Origin of the sequence: Pseudomonas botevensis, from assembly GCF_019145475.1 — a bacterium.
Lineage (GTDB): Bacteria > Pseudomonadota > Gammaproteobacteria > Pseudomonadales > Pseudomonadaceae > Aquipseudomonas > Aquipseudomonas botevensis.
In genome coordinates, this window is the sequence record NZ_JAHTKI010000003.1 from 271,417 (window position 1) to 289,538 (window position 18,122).

General features: G+C 62.0%; 23 protein-coding genes. 11 read left to right on the forward strand and 12 right to left on the reverse strand.

Going from position 1 to position 18,122, the window contains the following annotated elements:
* Positions 1–113: 113 nt before the first annotated feature.
* The 9 genes from KVQ74_RS06750 to nrdR all read right to left on the reverse strand — a co-directional run bounded on the left by KVQ74_RS06750 (position 114) and on the right by nrdR (position 6,872).
* Positions 114–845, reverse strand: coding sequence for a substrate-binding periplasmic protein (locus KVQ74_RS06750; RefSeq protein ID WP_217830217.1), 732 nt, complete (start codon positions 843–845; stop codon positions 114–116).
* Positions 846–887: 42 nt separating this feature from the next.
* Positions 888–1,391, reverse strand: a complete 504-nt coding sequence (locus tag KVQ74_RS06755) for a phosphatidylglycerophosphatase A family protein (protein WP_217830218.1) — start codon at positions 1,389–1,391, stop codon at positions 888–890.
* Positions 1,388–2,353 (reverse strand): thiamine-phosphate kinase, encoded by a 966-nt coding sequence (thiL, locus tag KVQ74_RS06760; RefSeq protein ID WP_217830219.1) that lies wholly within the window; start codon positions 2,351–2,353, stop codon positions 1,388–1,390. The genes KVQ74_RS06755 and thiL overlap by 4 nt, the downstream gene beginning before the upstream one ends.
* A gap of 27 nt (positions 2,354–2,380) precedes the next feature.
* Positions 2,381–2,881: a transcription antitermination factor NusB gene (nusB, locus tag KVQ74_RS06765; protein WP_217830220.1), complete on the reverse strand. Its 501-nt coding sequence runs from the start codon at positions 2,879–2,881 to the stop codon at positions 2,381–2,383.
* On the reverse strand, positions 2,878–3,354 hold the full coding sequence (gene ribH / locus KVQ74_RS06770; protein WP_003228649.1) for a 6,7-dimethyl-8-ribityllumazine synthase: 477 nt from the start codon (positions 3,352–3,354) through the stop codon (positions 2,878–2,880). Before ribH ends, nusB begins: the two co-directional genes overlap by 4 nt.
* A 91-nt stretch (positions 3,355–3,445) precedes the next feature.
* A complete protein-coding gene (gene ribBA / locus KVQ74_RS06775) occupies positions 3,446–4,537 on the reverse strand; it encodes a bifunctional 3,4-dihydroxy-2-butanone-4-phosphate synthase/GTP cyclohydrolase II (RefSeq protein ID WP_217830222.1) in 1,092 nt (363 codons plus the stop codon).
* Between the two features lie 30 nt (positions 4,538–4,567).
* Positions 4,568–5,230, reverse strand: coding sequence for a riboflavin synthase (locus KVQ74_RS06780; RefSeq protein ID WP_217830223.1), 663 nt, complete (start codon positions 5,228–5,230; stop codon positions 4,568–4,570).
* A 47-nt stretch (positions 5,231–5,277) separates the two neighbouring features.
* Entirely contained in the window at positions 5,278–6,411 is a 1,134-nt protein-coding gene (ribD, locus tag KVQ74_RS06785) for a bifunctional diaminohydroxyphosphoribosylaminopyrimidine deaminase/5-amino-6-(5-phosphoribosylamino)uracil reductase RibD (RefSeq protein WP_217830225.1), read from the reverse strand.
* Positions 6,408–6,872 (reverse strand): transcriptional regulator NrdR, encoded by a 465-nt coding sequence (gene nrdR / locus KVQ74_RS06790; RefSeq protein ID WP_007906838.1) that lies wholly within the window; start codon positions 6,870–6,872, stop codon positions 6,408–6,410. Before nrdR ends, ribD begins: the two co-directional genes overlap by 4 nt.
* Before the next feature lie 128 nt (positions 6,873–7,000).
* Between nrdR and KVQ74_RS06795 the strand changes: the two genes are divergently transcribed.
* From KVQ74_RS06795 to trxA, 3 genes are read left to right on the forward strand one after another with little or no spacing between them, the layout of a single operon-like run.
* Positions 7,001–7,465 (forward strand): YbaY family lipoprotein, encoded by a 465-nt coding sequence (locus KVQ74_RS06795; RefSeq protein ID WP_217830226.1) that lies wholly within the window; start codon positions 7,001–7,003, stop codon positions 7,463–7,465.
* Positions 7,462–8,118: a class I SAM-dependent methyltransferase gene (locus KVQ74_RS06800; RefSeq protein ID WP_217830227.1), complete on the forward strand. Its 657-nt coding sequence runs from the start codon at positions 7,462–7,464 to the stop codon at positions 8,116–8,118. Before KVQ74_RS06795 ends, KVQ74_RS06800 begins: the two co-directional genes overlap by 4 nt.
* A 39-nt stretch (positions 8,119–8,157) precedes the next feature.
* Positions 8,158–9,030, forward strand: coding sequence for a thioredoxin (gene trxA / locus KVQ74_RS06805; RefSeq protein ID WP_217830228.1), 873 nt, complete (start codon positions 8,158–8,160; stop codon positions 9,028–9,030).
* A 46-nt stretch (positions 9,031–9,076) separates the two neighbouring features.
* Here the strand turns inward: trxA and KVQ74_RS06810 are convergent, their stop codons facing one another.
* Positions 9,077–9,430: a hypothetical protein gene (locus KVQ74_RS06810; protein ID WP_217830229.1), complete on the reverse strand. Its 354-nt coding sequence runs from the start codon at positions 9,428–9,430 to the stop codon at positions 9,077–9,079.
* A gap of 125 nt (positions 9,431–9,555) precedes the next feature.
* Here KVQ74_RS06810 and KVQ74_RS29280 point away from each other — a divergent pair, with 125 nt between their 5' ends.
* The 8 genes from KVQ74_RS29280 to KVQ74_RS06855 all read left to right on the forward strand — a co-directional run bounded on the left by KVQ74_RS29280 (position 9,556) and on the right by KVQ74_RS06855 (position 15,869).
* Positions 9,556–10,137: a PAAR domain-containing protein gene (locus KVQ74_RS29280; protein ID WP_225929888.1), complete on the forward strand. Its 582-nt coding sequence runs from the start codon at positions 9,556–9,558 to the stop codon at positions 10,135–10,137.
* Entirely contained in the window at positions 10,134–11,093 is a 960-nt protein-coding gene (locus KVQ74_RS06825; RefSeq protein WP_217830230.1) for a CHAP domain-containing protein, read from the forward strand. Before KVQ74_RS29280 ends, KVQ74_RS06825 begins: the two co-directional genes overlap by 4 nt.
* Positions 11,090–11,656 carry a hypothetical protein gene (locus KVQ74_RS06830; protein WP_217830231.1) on the forward strand — a complete coding sequence of 189 codons (567 nt, stop codon included), beginning with the start codon at positions 11,090–11,092 and terminating at the stop codon, positions 11,654–11,656. The genes KVQ74_RS06825 and KVQ74_RS06830 overlap by 4 nt, the downstream gene beginning before the upstream one ends.
* A gap of 156 nt (positions 11,657–11,812) precedes the next feature.
* Complete coding sequence (locus KVQ74_RS06835) at positions 11,813–12,406, forward strand: DUF2796 domain-containing protein (protein ID WP_217830232.1); 594 nt, start codon at positions 11,813–11,815, stop codon at positions 12,404–12,406.
* Between the two features lie 92 nt (positions 12,407–12,498).
* The gene (locus KVQ74_RS06840; protein WP_217830233.1) at positions 12,499–13,209 is read left to right on the forward strand and encodes an ABC transporter ATP-binding protein; all 711 of its coding nucleotides are present in this window, start codon (positions 12,499–12,501) and stop codon (positions 13,207–13,209) included.
* Between the two features lies 1 nt (position 13,210).
* A complete protein-coding gene (locus tag KVQ74_RS06845) occupies positions 13,211–14,476 on the forward strand; it encodes an ABC transporter permease (RefSeq protein ID WP_217830235.1) in 1,266 nt (421 codons plus the stop codon).
* 11 nt (positions 14,477–14,487) lie between these two features.
* Complete coding sequence (locus KVQ74_RS06850; RefSeq protein WP_217830237.1) at positions 14,488–15,006, forward strand: DUF3299 domain-containing protein; 519 nt, start codon at positions 14,488–14,490, stop codon at positions 15,004–15,006.
* Between the two features lie 164 nt (positions 15,007–15,170).
* Positions 15,171–15,869, forward strand: coding sequence for an OmpW/AlkL family protein (locus tag KVQ74_RS06855; protein ID WP_065259536.1), 699 nt, complete (start codon positions 15,171–15,173; stop codon positions 15,867–15,869).
* 251 nt (positions 15,870–16,120) lie between these two features.
* Here the strand turns inward: KVQ74_RS06855 and KVQ74_RS06860 are convergent, their stop codons facing one another.
* Together KVQ74_RS06860 and KVQ74_RS06865 are read right to left on the reverse strand one after the other, a co-directional pair.
* Positions 16,121–17,050, reverse strand: a complete 930-nt coding sequence (locus KVQ74_RS06860; protein WP_217830239.1) for an NAD-dependent epimerase/dehydratase family protein — start codon at positions 17,048–17,050, stop codon at positions 16,121–16,123.
* Entirely contained in the window at positions 17,043–17,927 is an 885-nt protein-coding gene (locus tag KVQ74_RS06865) for a sugar nucleotide-binding protein (protein WP_217830241.1), read from the reverse strand. The genes KVQ74_RS06860 and KVQ74_RS06865 overlap by 8 nt, the downstream gene beginning before the upstream one ends.
* Positions 17,928–18,122: the final 195 nt, after the last annotated feature.

The window sequence follows — 18,122 nt, forward strand, 5'->3', positions numbered from 1 at the left end:
TGAAGATTCGCAGGCCGGCATTGTAACAGCAGGTTCCCGCAGGCGCTTAGGCTGAATTATCGGCCATAACGATCAAAAAGTTTGATGACTGCCCTGCCGCGGGAGTGCTGGAATCACTTCGCGTCGAACGGATACGGCTGCTTCCAGCGCTCGAATATCGGTTTCAGCTCGCCGCTTTTCACCAGCAGCTCCATGCGCTGGTCATAGAGCGCCAGCAATGCGCGCCCCTGCGGGGTGTCGGCGAAGCCGAGAAACAGCGGCAACTCGGCCAGATGCGAGTAGCGATATTGCCCGGGATCAGCGGCATCCCGGACCACCGCTTCGACTTCCGTCAGCGCATCGATGTAGTAATCCGCACGCCCCTGCCTGAGCATCGGCAGGATGCCGGTGCGGCGTTCGATCTGGTTGTAGCGCTTGATATTGGGCAGATAGTTTTCATAGCGATAGCCGCGCACCCAGGCCAGACGATACTTGCCCAGCGTCGCCAGGGTCGGTATCGGATTGCTCGCCAGGCCCAGGGCGTAGATGTGGTCGGAGTCGAAATTCCACTGCGGATACAGGACTTTCTCGGCTTCATCGCGATAGGAGCCGACCAGCGCATCGACTTCCTTCAACTGCACCAGCCCCACCGAGCGGGTGTATGGCACGGTGCGGATATCCAGTTGCACACCCGCCGGCTCGAACACCTTGCGCAGCACATCCCAAGCCAGTCCGTGACCGTCGGCGGCGGTGTAGTCTTCCCAGTCCTCGCTGGCCAGATGAATGACCGAAGGGGGCGCATCCTGTGCCCATGCCGCCGCACCGAGCAAGGTAAACACCACTATCGCCAACCAGCGTCGGGCCATCCCTAGTTCTCCCACATGCATCCCTTATCTAAATCCGCAAGATCAGGTGAAAATCCATACCAGCCCTTGCATCGCCAGCCAGGCGAACACGCCGGCCAGCACGTCGTCGAGCATGATGCCGACGCCGCCATGCACATGACGATCGATCCAGCGGATCGGCCATGGCTTGAGAATGTCGAAGAAGCGGAACACCAAAAACCCCGCGAGCAACCAGTACCAGCCTTCCGGCACCAGCCAGAGGGTGATCCACATCCCGACCATCTCGTCCCAGACGATGCCTTCGTGGTCATGCACCCGCAGATCGTCGGCCACCTTGCCGCACAGCCAGAAGCCGAACAGCATGGTGATCCCGAGCATCAGCCAGTAGCCCCAGTCGGGCAGCATCTGCCACAACGGAATAAAGGGTAGCGCAACTAACGAGCCCCACGTGCCCGGCGCCTTGGGCAAGGTGCCCGAGCCGAAACCGAAGGCGAGGAAATGCCAGGGATTGCGCCAGACAGAAGGCGGGACGAATTCGGCCGGAACCTGTTTCGGGTGATCGGTCACGGTGTCTCCTGAAAATGTTGATAACCCCGGATTTGCGGGGTGATGTCATGGCCGTCGCGATCCAGCAGCACCACGCCCTGCCCCTCGGTCACCTGCCCGATTACATGGACAGGCCAGCCATCTGCCAGCAGTGCCGACAACTCGACAGACGGTAAGGTGAAGGCCAGCACATAATCGTCACCGCCGCTCAGCGCGGCACGTTCGGCTCCGCGCTGGCCAAGAAAGCTCACTAGAGCATCCGACAACGGCACGCGCTCGCGTTCAACCTCAAGGCGTACCTGGGAGGCCAGCGCGATGTGGCCGCAGTCGGCGAGCAAGCCATCGGAGATGTCGAGGGCCGAAGTGGCCTTGCCGCGCAGGGCCTGGCCGAGGGCCAGTTGCGGTTGCGGCGACCAGTAATGATCGAGCAACGGCTGCGCGATGTCCGGCGCCGTGTCTCGCTGGCCGAGCACCAGCGGCAAGGCCCCGGCGGCATTGCCCAGCTCACCGCCGACGCACAGCAGGTCACCCGGTCGGGCGCCACTGCGGGTCAGGGCCTGGCCGGCCGGGACCCGACCGAACACGGTCACGGTCAGGCTCAATGGCCCACGGGTGGTGTCGCCGCCGACCAGCGCCACGCCGCAGCTCTGCGCCATGCGGTTCAAACCACGGGCATAGGCTTGCAGCCAATCGGCGGTCACCTTCGGCAGGGTCAGGGCAAGGGTAAAAGCGACGGGCGTGGCGCCCATGGCAGCGAGATCGCTGACCGCCACGGCCAGCGAGCGCTGACCGAGCAGAAACGGATCGCAGGGGTCGGCGAAATGCACACCGGCCACCAGCGTATCGGTGGAAACCGCCAGTTGCTCCCCGGAGGGAACCGCCAGCAAGGCGCAGTCATCGCCGATCCCCAGGGCAACGCCCTCGCCGCCCTGCGCACAAGGCGCGGCGGCGAAGAAATTGCGGATCAGCTCAAACTCACCCATGACTGAGACAAAGACCTCAAGCGCCGATCAGCGCTTGAACGCCTTCACTTCAGCTTCACGCAGGCGCGGGGCCAGCTTGTCGAGCACACCGTTGACGAACTTGTGGCCGTCGGTGGAACCGAAGACCTTGGCCAGTTCGATACCTTCGTTGATCACAACGCGGTACGGCACGTCGACGCGCTTGAGCAGCTCCCAGGTGGACAGGCGCAGAACCGCCAGTTCAACCGGGTCCAGCTCTTCGATCGCCAGGTCCAGGCAAGGCTTGAGCGCGGTGTCGATTTCGGTGCGGCTGGCCGGAACCCCGTGCAGGATTTCGCGGAAATACGCGCCGTCGACATCGCTGAAATCGTTATCGACCCGGAATTGCGCTTCGATCTCGTTCAGCGAAGCCTTGGCCATGTGCCATTGATACAGGGCCTGAGTCGCGAGCTGACGGGCTTCGCGGCGCTTGGCGCTTTTCGATGGCTTGCCGGCATCCGCAGGTTTCGGATCGCGCGGGTTGAAACGATCGCTATCGTCGCTAATCACTTGGCCTCCAACTGCGCCAGCAGGCTGACCATTTCCAGAGCGGACAGGGCAGCTTCAGCACCTTTGTTGCCGGCCTTGGTGCCGGAACGCTCGATGGCTTGCTCGATGGAGTCGACGGTCAGGACGCCGAAAGCGACCGGTACGCCGAACTCCATGGACACCTGGGCCAGGCCCTTGGTGCATTCGCCCGCCACGTATTCGAAGTGCGGAGTACCGCCACGAATGACCGCGCCCAGGGCGATGATTGCCGCGAACTCGCCTTTCTGGGCGACTTTTTGCGCAACCAGCGGGATTTCGAAGGCGCCAGGTGCGCGGATGATGGTGATGTCGCTTTCGCTAACGCCATGGCGAACCAGGGCATCAACTGCACCGCTGACCAGGCTTTCAACCACGAAGCTGTTGAAACGGCCCACTACCAGAGCGTAGCGGCCTTTAGGGGCGATGAAGGTACCTTCGATGGTCTTCAGGGTCATTCGTCAGATCTCTTAAAGAGCCGGGACGCGTCTGTTACGCGCCCCTCAGTGATTTATTTACCGCGAACGTTCGGCCGGAAACACCCGGTCATTATTCGGAGGGCACGTATTCTACAACTTCCAGATCGAAACCGGATATCGCATTGAACTTCATCGGTGCCGACATCAGGCGCATTTTGCGCACACCGAGGTCACGCAGGATCTGCGAACCGGCACCGACGATGCTGTAGGTGGTCGGTTTTTTCACCGCTGCCTGATCGCCGGTTTCACGGATGTGCGCCAGCAGCACGTCACCGTCGAGCGGGTGCCCGAGCAACAGCACCACGCCGCTGCCGGCCTCGGCGACCGCAGCCATGGCGGCGCGCAGGCTCCAGCGGCCCGGTTGCTTGACCATCAGCAGGTCACGCAGCGGGTCCATGTTGTGTACGCGAACCAGGGTCGGTTCTTCGGCGCAGACATTGCCCAGGGTCAGGGCCATGTGTACGTCGCCTTCCACCGAATCACGATAGGTCACCAGGTTGAATTGGCCCAGTTCGCTGTCCAGCGGCTGCTCGGCAATCCGCTGAACGGTACGTTCGTGGATCATCCGGTAGTGGATCAGGTCGGCAATGGTGCCGATCTTGATGTTGTGTTCGGCGGCGAATGCTTCGAGTTCGGCGCGACGGGACATGGTGCCGTCATCGTTCATCACTTCGCAGATCACGCCGCTCGGCTCGAAACCGGCCATGCGTGCCAGGTCGCATGCCGCTTCGGTGTGGCCGGCACGGGCCAGGGTGCCGCCGGCCTGAGCCATCAGCGGGAAAATGTGGCCAGGGCTGACGATGTCCTCGGCCTTGGCATCTTTCGCGGCGGCGGCCTGCACGGTGCGTGCGCGGTCGGCAGCGGAGATACCGGTGGTCACGCCTTCGGCGGCTTCGATCGAGACGGTGAACTTGGTGCCGAAGCCGGAACCGTTGCGCGGGGCCATCAGCGGCAGCTTGAGGGTTTCGCAGCGCTCGCGGCTCATCGGCATGCAGATCAGGCCACGGGCGTGCTTGGCCATGAAGTTGATGTGCTCGGCCTTGCAGCATTCGGCGGCCATGATCAGGTCGCCTTCGTTCTCGCGGTCTTCGTCATCCATGAGGATGACCATCTTGCCTTGGCGGATGTCTTCAACCAGTTCTTCGATGCTATTGAGCGCCACAAGGCACCCCCTTCTTTGGGAATTTGAGCTTCAGGATTTGAGATAGCCGTTTTGGGCCAGAAAGCTTTCGGTGATGCCACCGGACGTCGGCTCGGCGGCCTTGTCGCCCAGCAGCAGACGCTCGAGATAGCGCGCCAGCAAGTCGACTTCCAGGTTCACCCGGCGGCCAGGCTTGTACGACGCCATGATGGTTTCGCTCAGGGTGTGGGGGATGATCGTCAGGAGGAATTCGGCGCCGTCGACCGCGTTCACGGTCAGGCTGGTGCCGTCGACGGTGATCGAGCCTTTATGGGCGATGTACCTGGCCAGCTCCTTCGGAGCGCGGATGCGAAATTCCACGGCGCGGGCATTGTCGCTGCGCGAAACCACCTCGCCGACACCGTCGACGTGACCGCTGACCAGATGCCCGCCAAGACGGGTGGTCGGTGTCAGGGCTTTTTCCAGATTGACCGGGCTGCCGCTTTTCAGGTCATTCATGGCCGTGCAGTCGAGGGTTTCGCGACTGACGTCGGCCGCAAAGCCGTTGCCCGGCAGTTCGACGGCGGTCAGGCAGACGCCGTTGACGGCGATGCTGTCGCCCAGTTTGACGTCGCTCAGGTCGAGCTTGCCGGTTTCGACATGCACCCGTACATCACCGCCCTTGGGGGTCAGTGCGCGGATACTGCCGATGGATTCGATGATGCCGGTAAACATGGGGTTCTCCTTGAGAACGAAGCCAGCGCTAACGCGATGGCCGAAAATTATACGCTCGTCGATGGCACAGGGATGGCAGTGACTCGCCAGTCATCGCCCACCGCACGAATTTCACTGATTTTCAGCTCCGGCGCGTCTTTCATGTACGCCAGCGGCCAGTCGAGCAGCGGCCGTGCCGTCGAGCCGAGAAACTTGCCGGCGATGAAGATCACGAACTCATCGACCAGCCCTTGCTGGGCAAACGCACCGGCCAATCGCGGGCCGGCCTCGACCAGCACTTCGTTGACGCCACGGTTGGCAAGCTCGACCAGCAATTGATGCAGATCGACCTGACCGTCCGCGCCCGGCACGTTCAGGCACTCCGGACCGTTGGCGTACTGCTCTTCCACCGCCATGCAGGTGGCGACCAGCGCCGGGCCGGCCTTGAAGAACGGCGCATCCAGCGGCACCCGCAGGCGTCCGTCGATCAGCACCCGCAGCGGCGGACGGCTCATAACCAGCGCGGTCTGCCCGGCATCCAGTCCCAACTCGTCCGCGCGCACGGTCAAACGGGCGCCATCGGCCAGTACCGTATCGGCACCGGTCAGCACCACGCTGGCCTGGGCGCGCAAACGCTGCACCGCCGAACGGGCGGCCGGACCGGTGATCCATTGGCTTTCGCCACTGTCCATCGCCGTGCGGCCGTCGAGACTCATCGCCAACTTGACCCGCACGAACGGCAAGCCGTGCTCCATGCGTTTCAGGAAACCCTGGTTGAGCTTGCGCGCTTCGGTTTCCAGCACGCCGCTTTCAGTGGCGATGCCGGCATCGGCCAGACGCTGCAAACCGCGTCCGGCGACTTGTGGATTGGGATCGCGCATCGCCGCGACCACCCGCCCGACACCGGCCTTTACCAGCGCATCGGCGCACGGCGGCGTGCGGCCGTGATGGCTGCAAGGTTCGAGCGTGACGTAAGCGGTGGCGCCGAGGGCCAGATCACCGGCAGCGCGCAGGGCGTGGACTTCGGCGTGCGGTTCGCCGGCGCGTTCGTGCCAGCCTTCGCCGACGATCTGCCCGTCGCGCACGACCACACAGCCGACCCGTGGATTGGGATGAGTGGTGTAGTGACCCTTGCGCGCCAGCTCCAGGGCGCGAGCCATGAAATGGGCGTCGAGGATGGCCTGCTCGGCGGTGCTGGTCATTCTTTCACCGGCTCGCGGGCGAGACGGTCGATCTCTTCGCGGAACTCGTTGAGATCCTGAAAGCGCCGATAGACCGAGGCGAAACGGATGTAGGCCACTTCATCGAGCTTCTTCAGCTCGGCCATCACCAGTTCGCCGACCACGAGGGATTTGACCTCGCGCTCGCCGGTGGCGCGCAGCTTGTGCTTGATGTGGACCAGCGAGGATTCGAGACGCTCGACACTCACCGGGCGTTTTTCCAGGGCGCGCTGCATGCCGGCGCGGAGTTTTTCTTCGTCGAACGGCTGGCGGCTGCCATCGGTTTTGATCAGGCGCGGCAACACCAGTTCGGCCGTCTCGAACGTCGTGAAACGCTCGCCGCAGGCCAGGCATTCACGCCGGCGGCGCACCTGCTCGCCCTCGGCGACCAGACGCGAGTCGATGACCTTGGTGTCGTTGGCACCGCAGAAGGGACAGTGCATGGTGGCTGGCAACAAAAAAAGGGAGGGCCATGGTAGCGCATCCCGGTGGCAAGACAAGCCATAGGCTTTGCGGTATACAGACTGCCATGATCGTTTGATCCATGGATTTCATTTTGCCGGAGCTGCCAATGCCGTTACGTCCGCTCGTTTTGCTCAGCCTTTTCACCCTTCTGGTGGCCTGTGGCAGCGACGCACCCAAGCCTCAGCCGCCGACACCCGGCCCGGCGCCGCAGCAGGCGCAGAAGAAAGCCCGGGAAGCCGCCGACCTCGGCCCGCTGCCGGCCTATCAACGTGAGCTGAGCGGCACCCTGCAAGGCGTGCCGGCCGGCGCCGAAGTCGAACTGGCGCTGCTGGTGATCGATGAAAAGGATCGCCCGCAACAATTGCTCGCCAGCTCCAGCCTGATCGGCAACAACCAGATCCTGCCGTTTCATCTGCGCTTCAACCCCGAAGCCTTCCCGGCCGGTGCGCGGGTTGAACTGCGCGGTCGCGCCAGTCAGTCCGGGCAGTTGATCCTGCATCTGCCGTCACAAACCATCACCCAGCCGACCACCCAGGCCCTGGGCCAACTGCAATTTGTCAAAGCACCATGAATGCACCGCTCGACCTGCAACGGGCCTTGGGTGAACTGCTCGGCGATGCGCGTCTGGTCGCCTGCCCGTTGCCGGACACCGATCTGCAACTGTGGCTGATCGACGGCGACAACATGGCCCGGGAATTCACCCCGGACGAAACCCGGCGGATTCTCCATGAACCGCCCTACTGGAGTTTCTGCTGGGCCAGTGGATTGGCGGTAGCGCGTTATCTGGCCGAGTTTCCCGAATGGGTCCGGGGCAAACGGGTGCTGGATTTCGGCGCCGGTTCCGGAATCGCCGGGATTGCCGCCGTGAAGGCCGGCGCGCTGGAAGTGGTGGCCTGCGATCTCGATCCGCTGGCGATTGCCGCGTGCCGGGCGAACGCCGAACTCAACGACGTGCACATCAATTACTCGACGGACTTCTTCGCCGAGCAGGATCGCTTCGATCTGATCCTGGTGGCGGACGTGTTGTACGACCGGGAAAACCTGCCGTTGCTCGATGCGTTTCTCAGCCGTGGCCGCGAAGCGCTGGTGGCGGATTCCCGGGTGCGGGATTTTCGTCATCCGCTGTATCGGCGCATCGAAATGCTCGAAGCCATGACCTTGCCGGATCTGGCCGAGCCGCAAGAGTTTCGGCATGTCAGCCTCTACCATGCGGCCCGTGCCTGACCGTATAGTTGCCCCATTCACGCTTTTATGAGATGCCCCATGAGTCAGCAAACGCCGTACATCTTCGACGCCACGACGGCCGATTTCGACCAGTCGGTGATCGAAGCCTCCTTCCAAAAACCGGTGCTGGTGGATTTCTGGGCCGAATGGTGTGCGCCGTGCAAGGCGCTGATGCCGATGCTGCAAGGCATCGCCGAGAGCTATCAGGGCGAGTTGCTGCTGGCCAAGGTCAACTGCGACATCGAGCAGGACATCGTCGCCCGCTTCGGTATCCGCAGCCTGCCGACGGTGGTGCTGTTCAAGGACGGGCAACCGGTCGACGGTTTCGCCGGGGCGCAGCCGGAGTCCGCCGTGCGTGCATTGCTCGAACCCCATGTGCAAATGCCGCCACCGGCCGCCGCCGATCCACTGGAACAGGCCCAGGCGCTGTTCGATGACGGCCGCTTCGCCGATGCCGAAGCGGTGCTGGTGGTGCTGCTGGGCGAAGACAACACCAACGCCAAGGCGCTGATTCTCTACGCCCGCTGCCTGACCGAACGCGGTGAACTGGGCGAAGCGCAAACCGTGCTCGACGCGGTCAAGACCGATGAGCACAAAGCCGCGCTGGCCGGCGCCAAGGCGCAGATCAAGTTCCTCGGTCTGGCCCGGGACTTGCCGGACGCCGCCGACCTGAAAAGTCGTCTGGCGCAGAATCCGCAGGACGATGAGGCGGTGTACCAACTGGCGATCCAGCAACTGGCCCGTCAGCAGTACGAAGCGGCGCTGGACGCGCTGCTCAAGCTGTTCATCCGCAACCGCAGCTACGGCGAGGGCCTACCGCACAAGACCTTGCTGCAAGTGTTCGAGCTGCTGGGCAACGATCACCCGCTGGTGACCGCCTACCGGCGCAAGGTGTTCGCGGCGCTTTACTGAAGATTTAAAGATCGCAGCCTGCAACGGGCTGCGATCGTTTTGCCGCTTACTCGATCCAGCTATAGAGCGGCGTATCCCCGCCATTCGCGACTTTCACGTCCGCACTGTGGCGCAAGCGCACCAGCAAACGCTTGCCCGCCGCCGCACTGCCGGTCAGTCCTTCCAGTTGATCCAGCAGATCCGGCCCGCTGAGTTGCCCGGCCTTGCGCAACAGATCCCTCGCCACCTGCCACAACGCATCGTCCTGATTCTGCGGCTTCGCCGTGGGCGTTGTGGTGGCCGGCTGGGCCGTCTGCACCGACATACCGAACTGCGAGCCGAGCCGCGCCCAGTCGCTTTCATCCAGCTCCAGCGTCAAGTCCACCGGCAAGTCGCCGACGGTTCCGCGTATACGCAACATGGGGTTCGCTCCTGCACATTTCTGACCTGCATGCTCCCATGAGTCTTGTGTAACACCAAGTGTCCAGAGGGTACGCATGACTGGCTATCGACTACATTTTTTCTTTTTTCAGGGAAAGGATGCCCATGTCTTCAGGACGAAAACTGGCGTCGAAGGGAGGCCCGACTTCGACGGGCGGCGTGATTCTCGAGGGAAATGAAAATCTCCTGATCGAGGGAGAAATTATTGCCTCTATCGGACAACTCGCCAGTTGTCCGGCGTGCAGCCCAGGCAAAGGCCCGATCGTAGCGGTGGGCGAAAGAACCCTGATTCTGCCCGCCGGTCCGGCCGCGCTGGAAGGAGATTACGTCGCTTGCGGCTGTCCGCCCATGGCCAACAAGCTGCTGACCCAGCAACACAGCGGCTTCGCCGGCATTGGTCGTCCCGCCCCCATCGATATGGGCCCACCGATTGCGGCCCTGGCTGCGCATCGTTATCTGCAAGTGATCATCGAACGCCAGGACGATACGAAAAAACCAGGGCTGGCCTACAAGCTCAAAGACAAGAAAAAGATCGCCGTCCTGCAGGACAGCACCTGCACTGCTACCGGTGAAGGTTGCGAGCACCGGGTCGAAAACCCTGAGGATTACGACACGCTCATGGTCGGAGAGGAAGCCGAATGGACGTTCTACTCCTATGAAGAACCGCTGAAACAGGATCTGTCATGAAATCGGAAATCAAGCTGGTCTTTAAAGACTTCCTGATGCAGCCACCAGGAGGTGTAAAGTTTCAAATGTTGATTGATGGGCAGGTCGTCGATGACAACATTGTCCAAAAGAAGGACACCCCCTTTACCTACTCCCTGGTTTCAGACAAAGAGCAAACCGTTATCACCCGCGACGATGCGAAGAAGCTGCCGTCGATCAAAAACCGCAAGACCCACGACGTGGTCATCCAGATCATCGGTGTTTCCGGCACGAAAAAGGCCGTCAACCAATCCACGCTGACCCCGGGCAATCTGCTGACAATCGTTGCAGTATCACCCTGGGTGAAGGTCCCCCTGTCCAACACTGGTGCCGTTACCCAGGACATGTTTTATGAAGTGGAATACGGCGTGAAGCGCCAAAACAAGACCAATACAGTGAAAGTTGTCATTCAGGATCTGCCACGCAAGATACTGTTAGAGGCGCTCTCGCATCGCAACTCCACAGTCTGGGCTGGCGATCGGAGTAAAAAGTCCTTGCCGCACAGGACAGCCGATGAGTCCAGCAAAAGCGTCGAATTCCCCGCCAACACCCACAAATGCAACCTCTTCGTTTATGACGTGCTGACCGCCGTGGGAATCAACGTGGCACTGATCGAACACGGCAAGTCGAAATACATTCCTGGATACTCAAAAGTCGGCCCGCCGTTGGCCGGAGAGTGGGCTGACGAAAATCGTTTGCTTAAGAGCTGGAGCGTGCAACGCTCACCTCTACCCGGCGACGTCGGTGCATATGCTGTCAATTATTCGGATGCCAGCGGACATGTTGGTTTTGTCTTGATTCAGGGCGTATGCATTTCTGCTGGCTGGGAGAAAATCGAAGTCAACGATGTCGGCTTCCGTCAGAGGTCCGGCAACGCCCATGCCAGCGATCACGACTTCACCATCTTTCGGCGATACAAATACAGCACACCACAATGAAACGTCTTCTCTGGATAGTCCTGACTGCTTCACTTTTACTGATTGTGGCATGGCGATTTTGGTCGCCCGCCAACCTTTCAGCCTGTACCTACCAGAACACAGCGCCGGGTCCGCTCACCGCCGTGATCCGCAATTATTTTGAGGGTAACAACCGTATCGACTGGCGGGATATGGACGACCGTTTCGACATACTCTCTACTCCCGAAGGCCAGAAAATCGCTGGCGAACCCAAGCCGTACACCTGCGAAGCACTGCAGATACTACAAAGCCCGGCGTTCAGTCAGAGTGAAAAAATCTTCACCACTGCGTTGATGTTCGAGTTACCGATCGGTCAATACATGGGGCTCATGGATCGCAGCCATCAACTCTACGCTGAGGGCAAAATAGACCGGGAAGTTATGAAACTGGTGATACTTCCGCGCGGAACAGCCCTCAACTACTGGTGGCTGCCGGCCTGGCGCGAGCGCTTTGCTCGCGATGCGCCGAGCATCCTGGATGCAAATCTGATCAGGCAAGTGCTATCGGGACACTACTGGTTCGACTACCCCGGCGCAGGCTACTGACTCAAAAATCGTGACCTCCAATCTACGCGCCGCCCCGCAAGCTTCCGGGCGGTGCCTAGTCACGTCTTGCGCAAAGTGGGACAGGCGGGCAAACTCTGCGCACTTTCGTTATAAGATTACATAACAAACTCTTCACTTTACTTCCCGGAGACCGCCATGCGTCGTCTGCTGCTCGCTTTGCCGTTTGCCCTGTTGCCGCTGGCCGTTGCCCATGCCGTCGACGAACATGACCACGATCATGAACACGGCAGCCTCGGCGCCCATGAACATGGCGTCGGTCGCCTCAATGCCGCGCTGGATGGGCAAACCCTGGAGCTGGAGCTGGAAAGTCCGGCGATGAACCTTGTCGGCTTCGAACATGCCGCCACCAGCGACGCCGACAAAGCCAAGGTCGCCGCCGCCCGTGCGCAACTGGAGAAGCCGCTGGCGCTGTTCAACTTGCCAGCCGCCGCCGGTTGCAAGGTCGTCAGTCAGGAACTGGAGAGCCCGCTGTTCGGCGACAAGCCGGACGCCGACGACCATGACGATGAAGAAGCGAACAAGGACGGTCACGAGCATCACCACGACCACAGCGAAATCCACGCGCATTACCAGTTCAGTTGCGCGACTCCGGGCGCGTTGAAGACGCTGGATCTGGCGAACATCTTCAACACTTTCCCGGCGACCCAGAAAGTCCAGGTACAACTGATCAGCGCCAGCGGCCAGCAGGGCACGGAAGTCACCTCCAAGGCACCAGCCCTGAAGTTCTGAACGGCATGAAGACTCCCTGTGGGAAGGGACTGCCCCCTCCCACAGGGGATTATGTTGAGTGAGACACCACCCGATCCCATGAAAACCGCGCCATGACCCAAGCACTCATCGAACTGTCCGACCTGGGCTTCAACTGGCCCGGTCACCCGCCGCTGCTGGATATCCCGGCGTTTCGCCTGGAACCGGGCGAAACCCTGTTCCTCAAAGGCCCGAGCGGCAGTGGCAAGACCACCCTGCTCGGCCTGCTCGGCGGGGTGCAGAAGCCCGGTCGCGGCAGCATCCGCCTGCTCGGCCAGGAGCTGACCGAACTCGGTGCCGGCGCGCGCGATCGCTTTCGGGTCGATCACACCGGCTACATCTTCCAGCAGTTCAACTTGCTGCCGTTTCTTTCGGTGCGCGAGAACGTCGAGCTGCCGTGCCACTTCTCGAAACTGCGCGCCGAGCGGGCGAAGCAGCGTCATGGCAGTGTCGATCAGGCGGCGGCCACCCTGCTCGCCCACCTCGGTCTGCAGGATGAAAACATCCTCGGGCGCCGCGCCGACTCGCTGTCGATCGGCCAGCAACAACGGGTCGCTGCGGCCCGTGCGCTGATTGGCCAACCGGAACTGGTGATCGCCGACGAGCCGACTTCGGCGCTGGATTACGACGCCCGGGAAAACTTCATCCGCCTGCTGTTCGCCGAATGCCGCGAGGCAGGTTCGAGCCTGTTGTTCGTCAGCCACGACCAGAGCCTGGCGCCGCTGTTCGACCGTCACCTGTCCCTGGCCGAGCTCAATCGCGCCGCCACGTCTGCCGAGGTCTGAGATGTATTTGCTCCGTCTGGCCATGGCCAGCCTGGCCAACCGCCGTTTCACCGCACTGCTGACTGCCTTCGCGATCGCCCTTTCCGTGTGCCTGCTGCTCGCGGTGGAACGGGTACGCACCGAGGCCAAGGCGAGTTTCGCCAGCACCATCAGTGGCACCGACCTGATCGTCGGCGCCCGCTCGGGCTCGGTGAACCTGCTCCTGTACTCGGTGTTCCGCATCGGCAACGCCACCAACAACATCCGCTGGGACAGCTTCGAACACTTCGCCAACGATCCGAAGGTGAAGTGGGCAATTCCGATGTCCCTCGGCGACTCCCATCGCGGCTACCGGGTGATGGGCACCACCGAAGCGTATTTCGAGCATTACCAGTACGGCCGCCAGCAACATCTGGAACTGGCGGACGGCCGCGCGTTCGCCAGCGATCCGTTCGAAGTGGTGCTCGGCGCCGAAGTCGCCGACGCGCTGCACTACAAGCTCGGCGACAAACTGGTGCTGGCCCATGGCGTGGCGGCGATCAGTCTGGTCAAGCACGACGACAAGCCGTTCACCGTGGTCGGCATTCTCAAACGCACCGGCACGCCGGTGGATCGCACGCTGCACATCAGTCTCGGCGGCATGGAGGCGATTCACATCGACTGGCACAACGGTGTGCCGGCCCGGGGCAATGGCCGGATCACTGCCGATCAGGCGCGCAACATGGACCTGACCCCGCAAGCGATCACCGCGTTCATGCTTGGTCTCAACAGCAAGATTTCCACCTTCGCCCTGCAACGGGAGATCAACGAGTTCCGTGGCGAGCCGATGCTGGCGATTCTGCCGGGCGTGGCCTTGCAGGAGTTGTGGAGCCTGATGAGCACCGCCGAAAAAGCGTTGTTCGTGGTGTCGCTGTTCGTGGTGCTGACCGGGTTGATCGGCATGCTCACGGCGATTCTCACCAGCCTCAATGAGCGCCGGCGGGAGATGGCGATTCTGCGTTCGGTCGGTGCACGCCCTTGGCACATCGCGAGCCTGCTGGTGCTGGAAGCCTTTGCCCTGGCGCTGACCGGGGTGATCGCCGGGCTGGGGTTGCTGTACATCGGCATCGCCGCCGCCCAGGGTTATGTGCAGGCCAATTACGGTCTGTATCTGCCGCTGGCATGGCCGAGCGAGTATGAATGGACGCTGCTCGGTGGCATTCTGGCGGCCGCGCTGCTGATGGGCAGCGTACCGGCCTGGCGCGCGTATCGCCAATCCCTGGCCGATGGCCTGTCGATCCGTTTATGAGGATGTTCACCATGCCCCGCGCCGTGCTCGCGCTGTTGCTGCTGGTCGCCCTGCCCGTGTGGGCGGCCGCACCGAAAGACCTGACCTGGTCGGAGATGATCCCGCCGGACGCCGCGCCGGAAGTGCCGAACATGACCCCGCTGCACGACCTGTCGAAGATGGGCGATGCGCTGTCCGCCGAGTCGGCACCAGCGGCCAAGCAGGACATGCCCAACGCCCCGGTGGTGCAGAGCCTGGACGGGCAGAACGTCCGTCTGCCAGGCTATATCGTGCCGCTGGAAGTCAGCGAAGAAGGCCGCACCACCGATTTCCTGCTGGTGCCGTATTTCGGCGCCTGCATCCACGTACCGCCACCGCCGTCGAACCAGATCGTGCATGTGAAAAGCGAGCTGGGGGTGAAACTCGACGAGCTGTATCAGCCGTATTGGGTCGAGGGACCGTTGCAGGTCAAGCAGTCCACCAGCGAACTGGCCGATGCCGGGTATCAGATGGAGGCGGACAAGATTTATGTGTATGAGCTGCCGGAGTGATCCGGCAGTTTTGTGCTGTGTGATCCGTCGAGTTCGCGGGCAAACCCACAAAGTTCCAGCGAAAAACCTGTCATCACTGTTTCATTGAGCTGAGTCAAAAGACCGTATCAGACGGATTCGTACCATAGGACATCAAACATTTTTAACGTCCTTTGGGAGCTTCCATGAACAAGTCCTTGCTCAGCGCCTCGCTGTTTGCCCTCGCGCTTGCAGCCCCGCTCGCCCATGCCCACGAAGCCGGCGATATCATCGTTCGCGCCGGTGCAATCACCGTCAACCCGAAGGCCGACAGCTCCAGCGTCAAGGTCGATCAGGGTCCGCTGAGCGGCACCAACCTGGGCGGCAAGGCGACCATGAGCAGCGACACCCAACTGGGCCTCAACTTCGCCTACATGCTCACCAACAACATCGGTATCGAGTTGCTGGCTGCCACGCCATTCGAGCATGACGTGAAGCTCAAGGGCACCGCCCTGCCGGCTGCCAACGGCAAGCTCGGCACCCTGAAACACCTGCCGCCGACCCTCAGCGTCGTCTACTACCCGCTGGACTCGAAGTCGGCGTTCCAGCCGTACATCGGCGGTGGCATCAACTACACCTGGATCTACGACGAACACGTCGGCAGCGAAGCCCAGTCCAACGGTTTCAGCAACTTCAAGGCGAAAAACTCCTGGGGCCTGGCCTGGCAGGTCGGCGCCGACTACATGCTGACCGACAACATCATGCTCAACGCCCAGGTGCGCTACATCGACATCGACACCCGCGCCACCGTCGAGAACAACGCGGTCGCCCCCGGCACCCGCGCCAAGGTGAATGTGGATGTCGATCCATTTGTGTACATGGTCGGTCTGGGCTACAAGTTCTAAGCCTCGATTCAAAAGAACGTTCACGTGGTGGTGAATGAGGCTCAATGGTGAGCAGGCTTAGAACTGACGGCGACGGCTCTGCGGTCGCACGGGGATAATTTCCCTTGCCACAGGATTTTCCAGGGTTGTAACGGAATTCCGGCCGTGAAAAAGGCGCCTGTTGAAGGGCGCCTTTTTCATGTCTGCTGCAAATGCGTTGCGAATCGGTCCCTCACCCCGGCCTGTTCCCTCCGGGACAGGGGCTTTTGACGCTAGCGTCCCAACAACCGCGCCAGCCCCACGCTCAGCGGCGTCGGCTGCGGACACACAAAACGCTCCAGCAACCGCGCATTGTTCGCCCGCGAATGACGAATGTCGCCGGCCCGCGCCGGGCCATAACTGACCGGTGGCAATTCACCGATGACCTTCTCCAGCGCTTCAAGCATCTGCTTGAGATTGGTCGCCTGATTCCAGCCGACGTTCACCGCACCGATTTCCACTTCAGGCTTTTCGAACACCTGCACCAGCACATCCACCAGGTCTTCGACGTAGAGGAAATCCCGGGTCTGCTCGCCATCGCCGAACACGCTGATCGGCAGGCCTTTCTGCGCGCGTTCGCTGAAGATGCTGATGACCCCGGAGTACGGCGAGGATGGATCCTGGCGTGGGCCGAAGATGTTGAAGAAACGGAAAATCACCGGCTCCAGGCCATGCTGGCGGCGATAGAAATCGAAGTAGTGCTCACCGGCCAGTTTGTCCGAAGCGTAAGGCGTCAGAGGCGCCTTTGGTGTGTCCTCGTCGATCGACTCGCCCTCGCCGTTGTTGCCGTAGACCGCTGCACTCGAGGCGAACAGCACACGCTTCACGCCGGCCTGGCGCATCGCTTCGCAGACGTTGAGGGTGCCGATAAAGTTGCTCTGATGAGTCTTCACCGGGTCGTCCACCGAGGCCTGCACCGAGGCCACGGCCGCCAGGTGCGCGACCGCGCTGCAACCTTGCATCGCTTGGGCGACCAATGCGGCATCGGCGACATCGCCGACGATCAGTTCGACCTTGGGATTGTCCAGCGGCAGGTTGCTGCGCTTGCCGGTCGACAGGTCATCGAGAATCCGTACCGAATATCCCTTGGCCAGCAAGGCATCAGCCAGGTGCGAGCCGATGAAACCGGCGCCGCCGGTGATTAAAACAGGGCCGTCAGCCATGGCGATAAAACCTATCCAGTAAGCCCGGGAGTGCGGCACGCCAGGCGCGCGGCTTGATCCCGAAGGTGTGCAGAATTTTCTTGCAGGCGAGCACTGCATGCTGCGGCTCTTCGGCGGCGTCCGGTCGCGCGGCGTGGGCCTGGGCGGTCGGTTCCTCGATGGCCAGCTGATGCAGGCTGCGCGCCTCGGTGAGGATCGCCTGCCCAAGTGCCAGCGGGGTGGTCGCCTCGTGTCCGGCGTAGTGGTAAGTGCCCCACAGCGGCGCCGCGCAATCGAGTTGCTTGAGCACTGAGATGATCACCCGTGCCGCGTCGTCGACCGGCGTCGGATTGCCCCGGCGATCATCGGCCAGCAGCAGTTCGTCGGGTTGCTCGGCACGGGCGAGGAAGCGCCCGAGGGTGCCGTCCGGGCTGTCGTCGAGCAGCCAGCCGAAACGCAGCAACACGTGTTGCGGGCAGGTCGCGCGGACGCTTTGCTCGATCCGCCACAGCGCCTGACCGCGCAGGCCGAGCGGCACCGGTTCGTCTTTTTCGCTGTAGGCGGTGGCGCGCGAGCCGTCGAACACCCGATAGCTGGACGGTTGCACCAGCACGATGTTGTGGTGCTGGCACAGCTCGGCCAGACGCTCGATCGCTCGTTCCTGCCCGGACAGACGGCTTTCGCTGACAGTCTCGGCCTGGAACCAGTCGAAATAATAGGCAAGGTTGATCAACGCATCGGGACGGGTGTCGTCGAGCAGTTGTGTCAGGCTCGCGGCATCCCAGCCGTCTTCCGGGGGGCGGGGGGCGAGGAAACCGATGTCTTCCTCCGCACCGAGGCGAATCAGCGCCTGCCCAAGGGCATTTCCGCCGCCCAGTAACATAAGGCGCATTCGCATAGAGTCAGCAGGCCCAGTCTGATTGGAACGATGGCTTTGGCGACGGCGCTTGTGGCACCGACGTCGATAATTGCCGGAATCGTTGCATTTTGCGGGTTTAGTGCGCAACCGTCACCCGTAAAGTGTAGATCGTCAATTTTTACGGCGCCCCGAGCGGTACTTGCATCTTCCCGCCCGCGCCCGCATAACTGAACC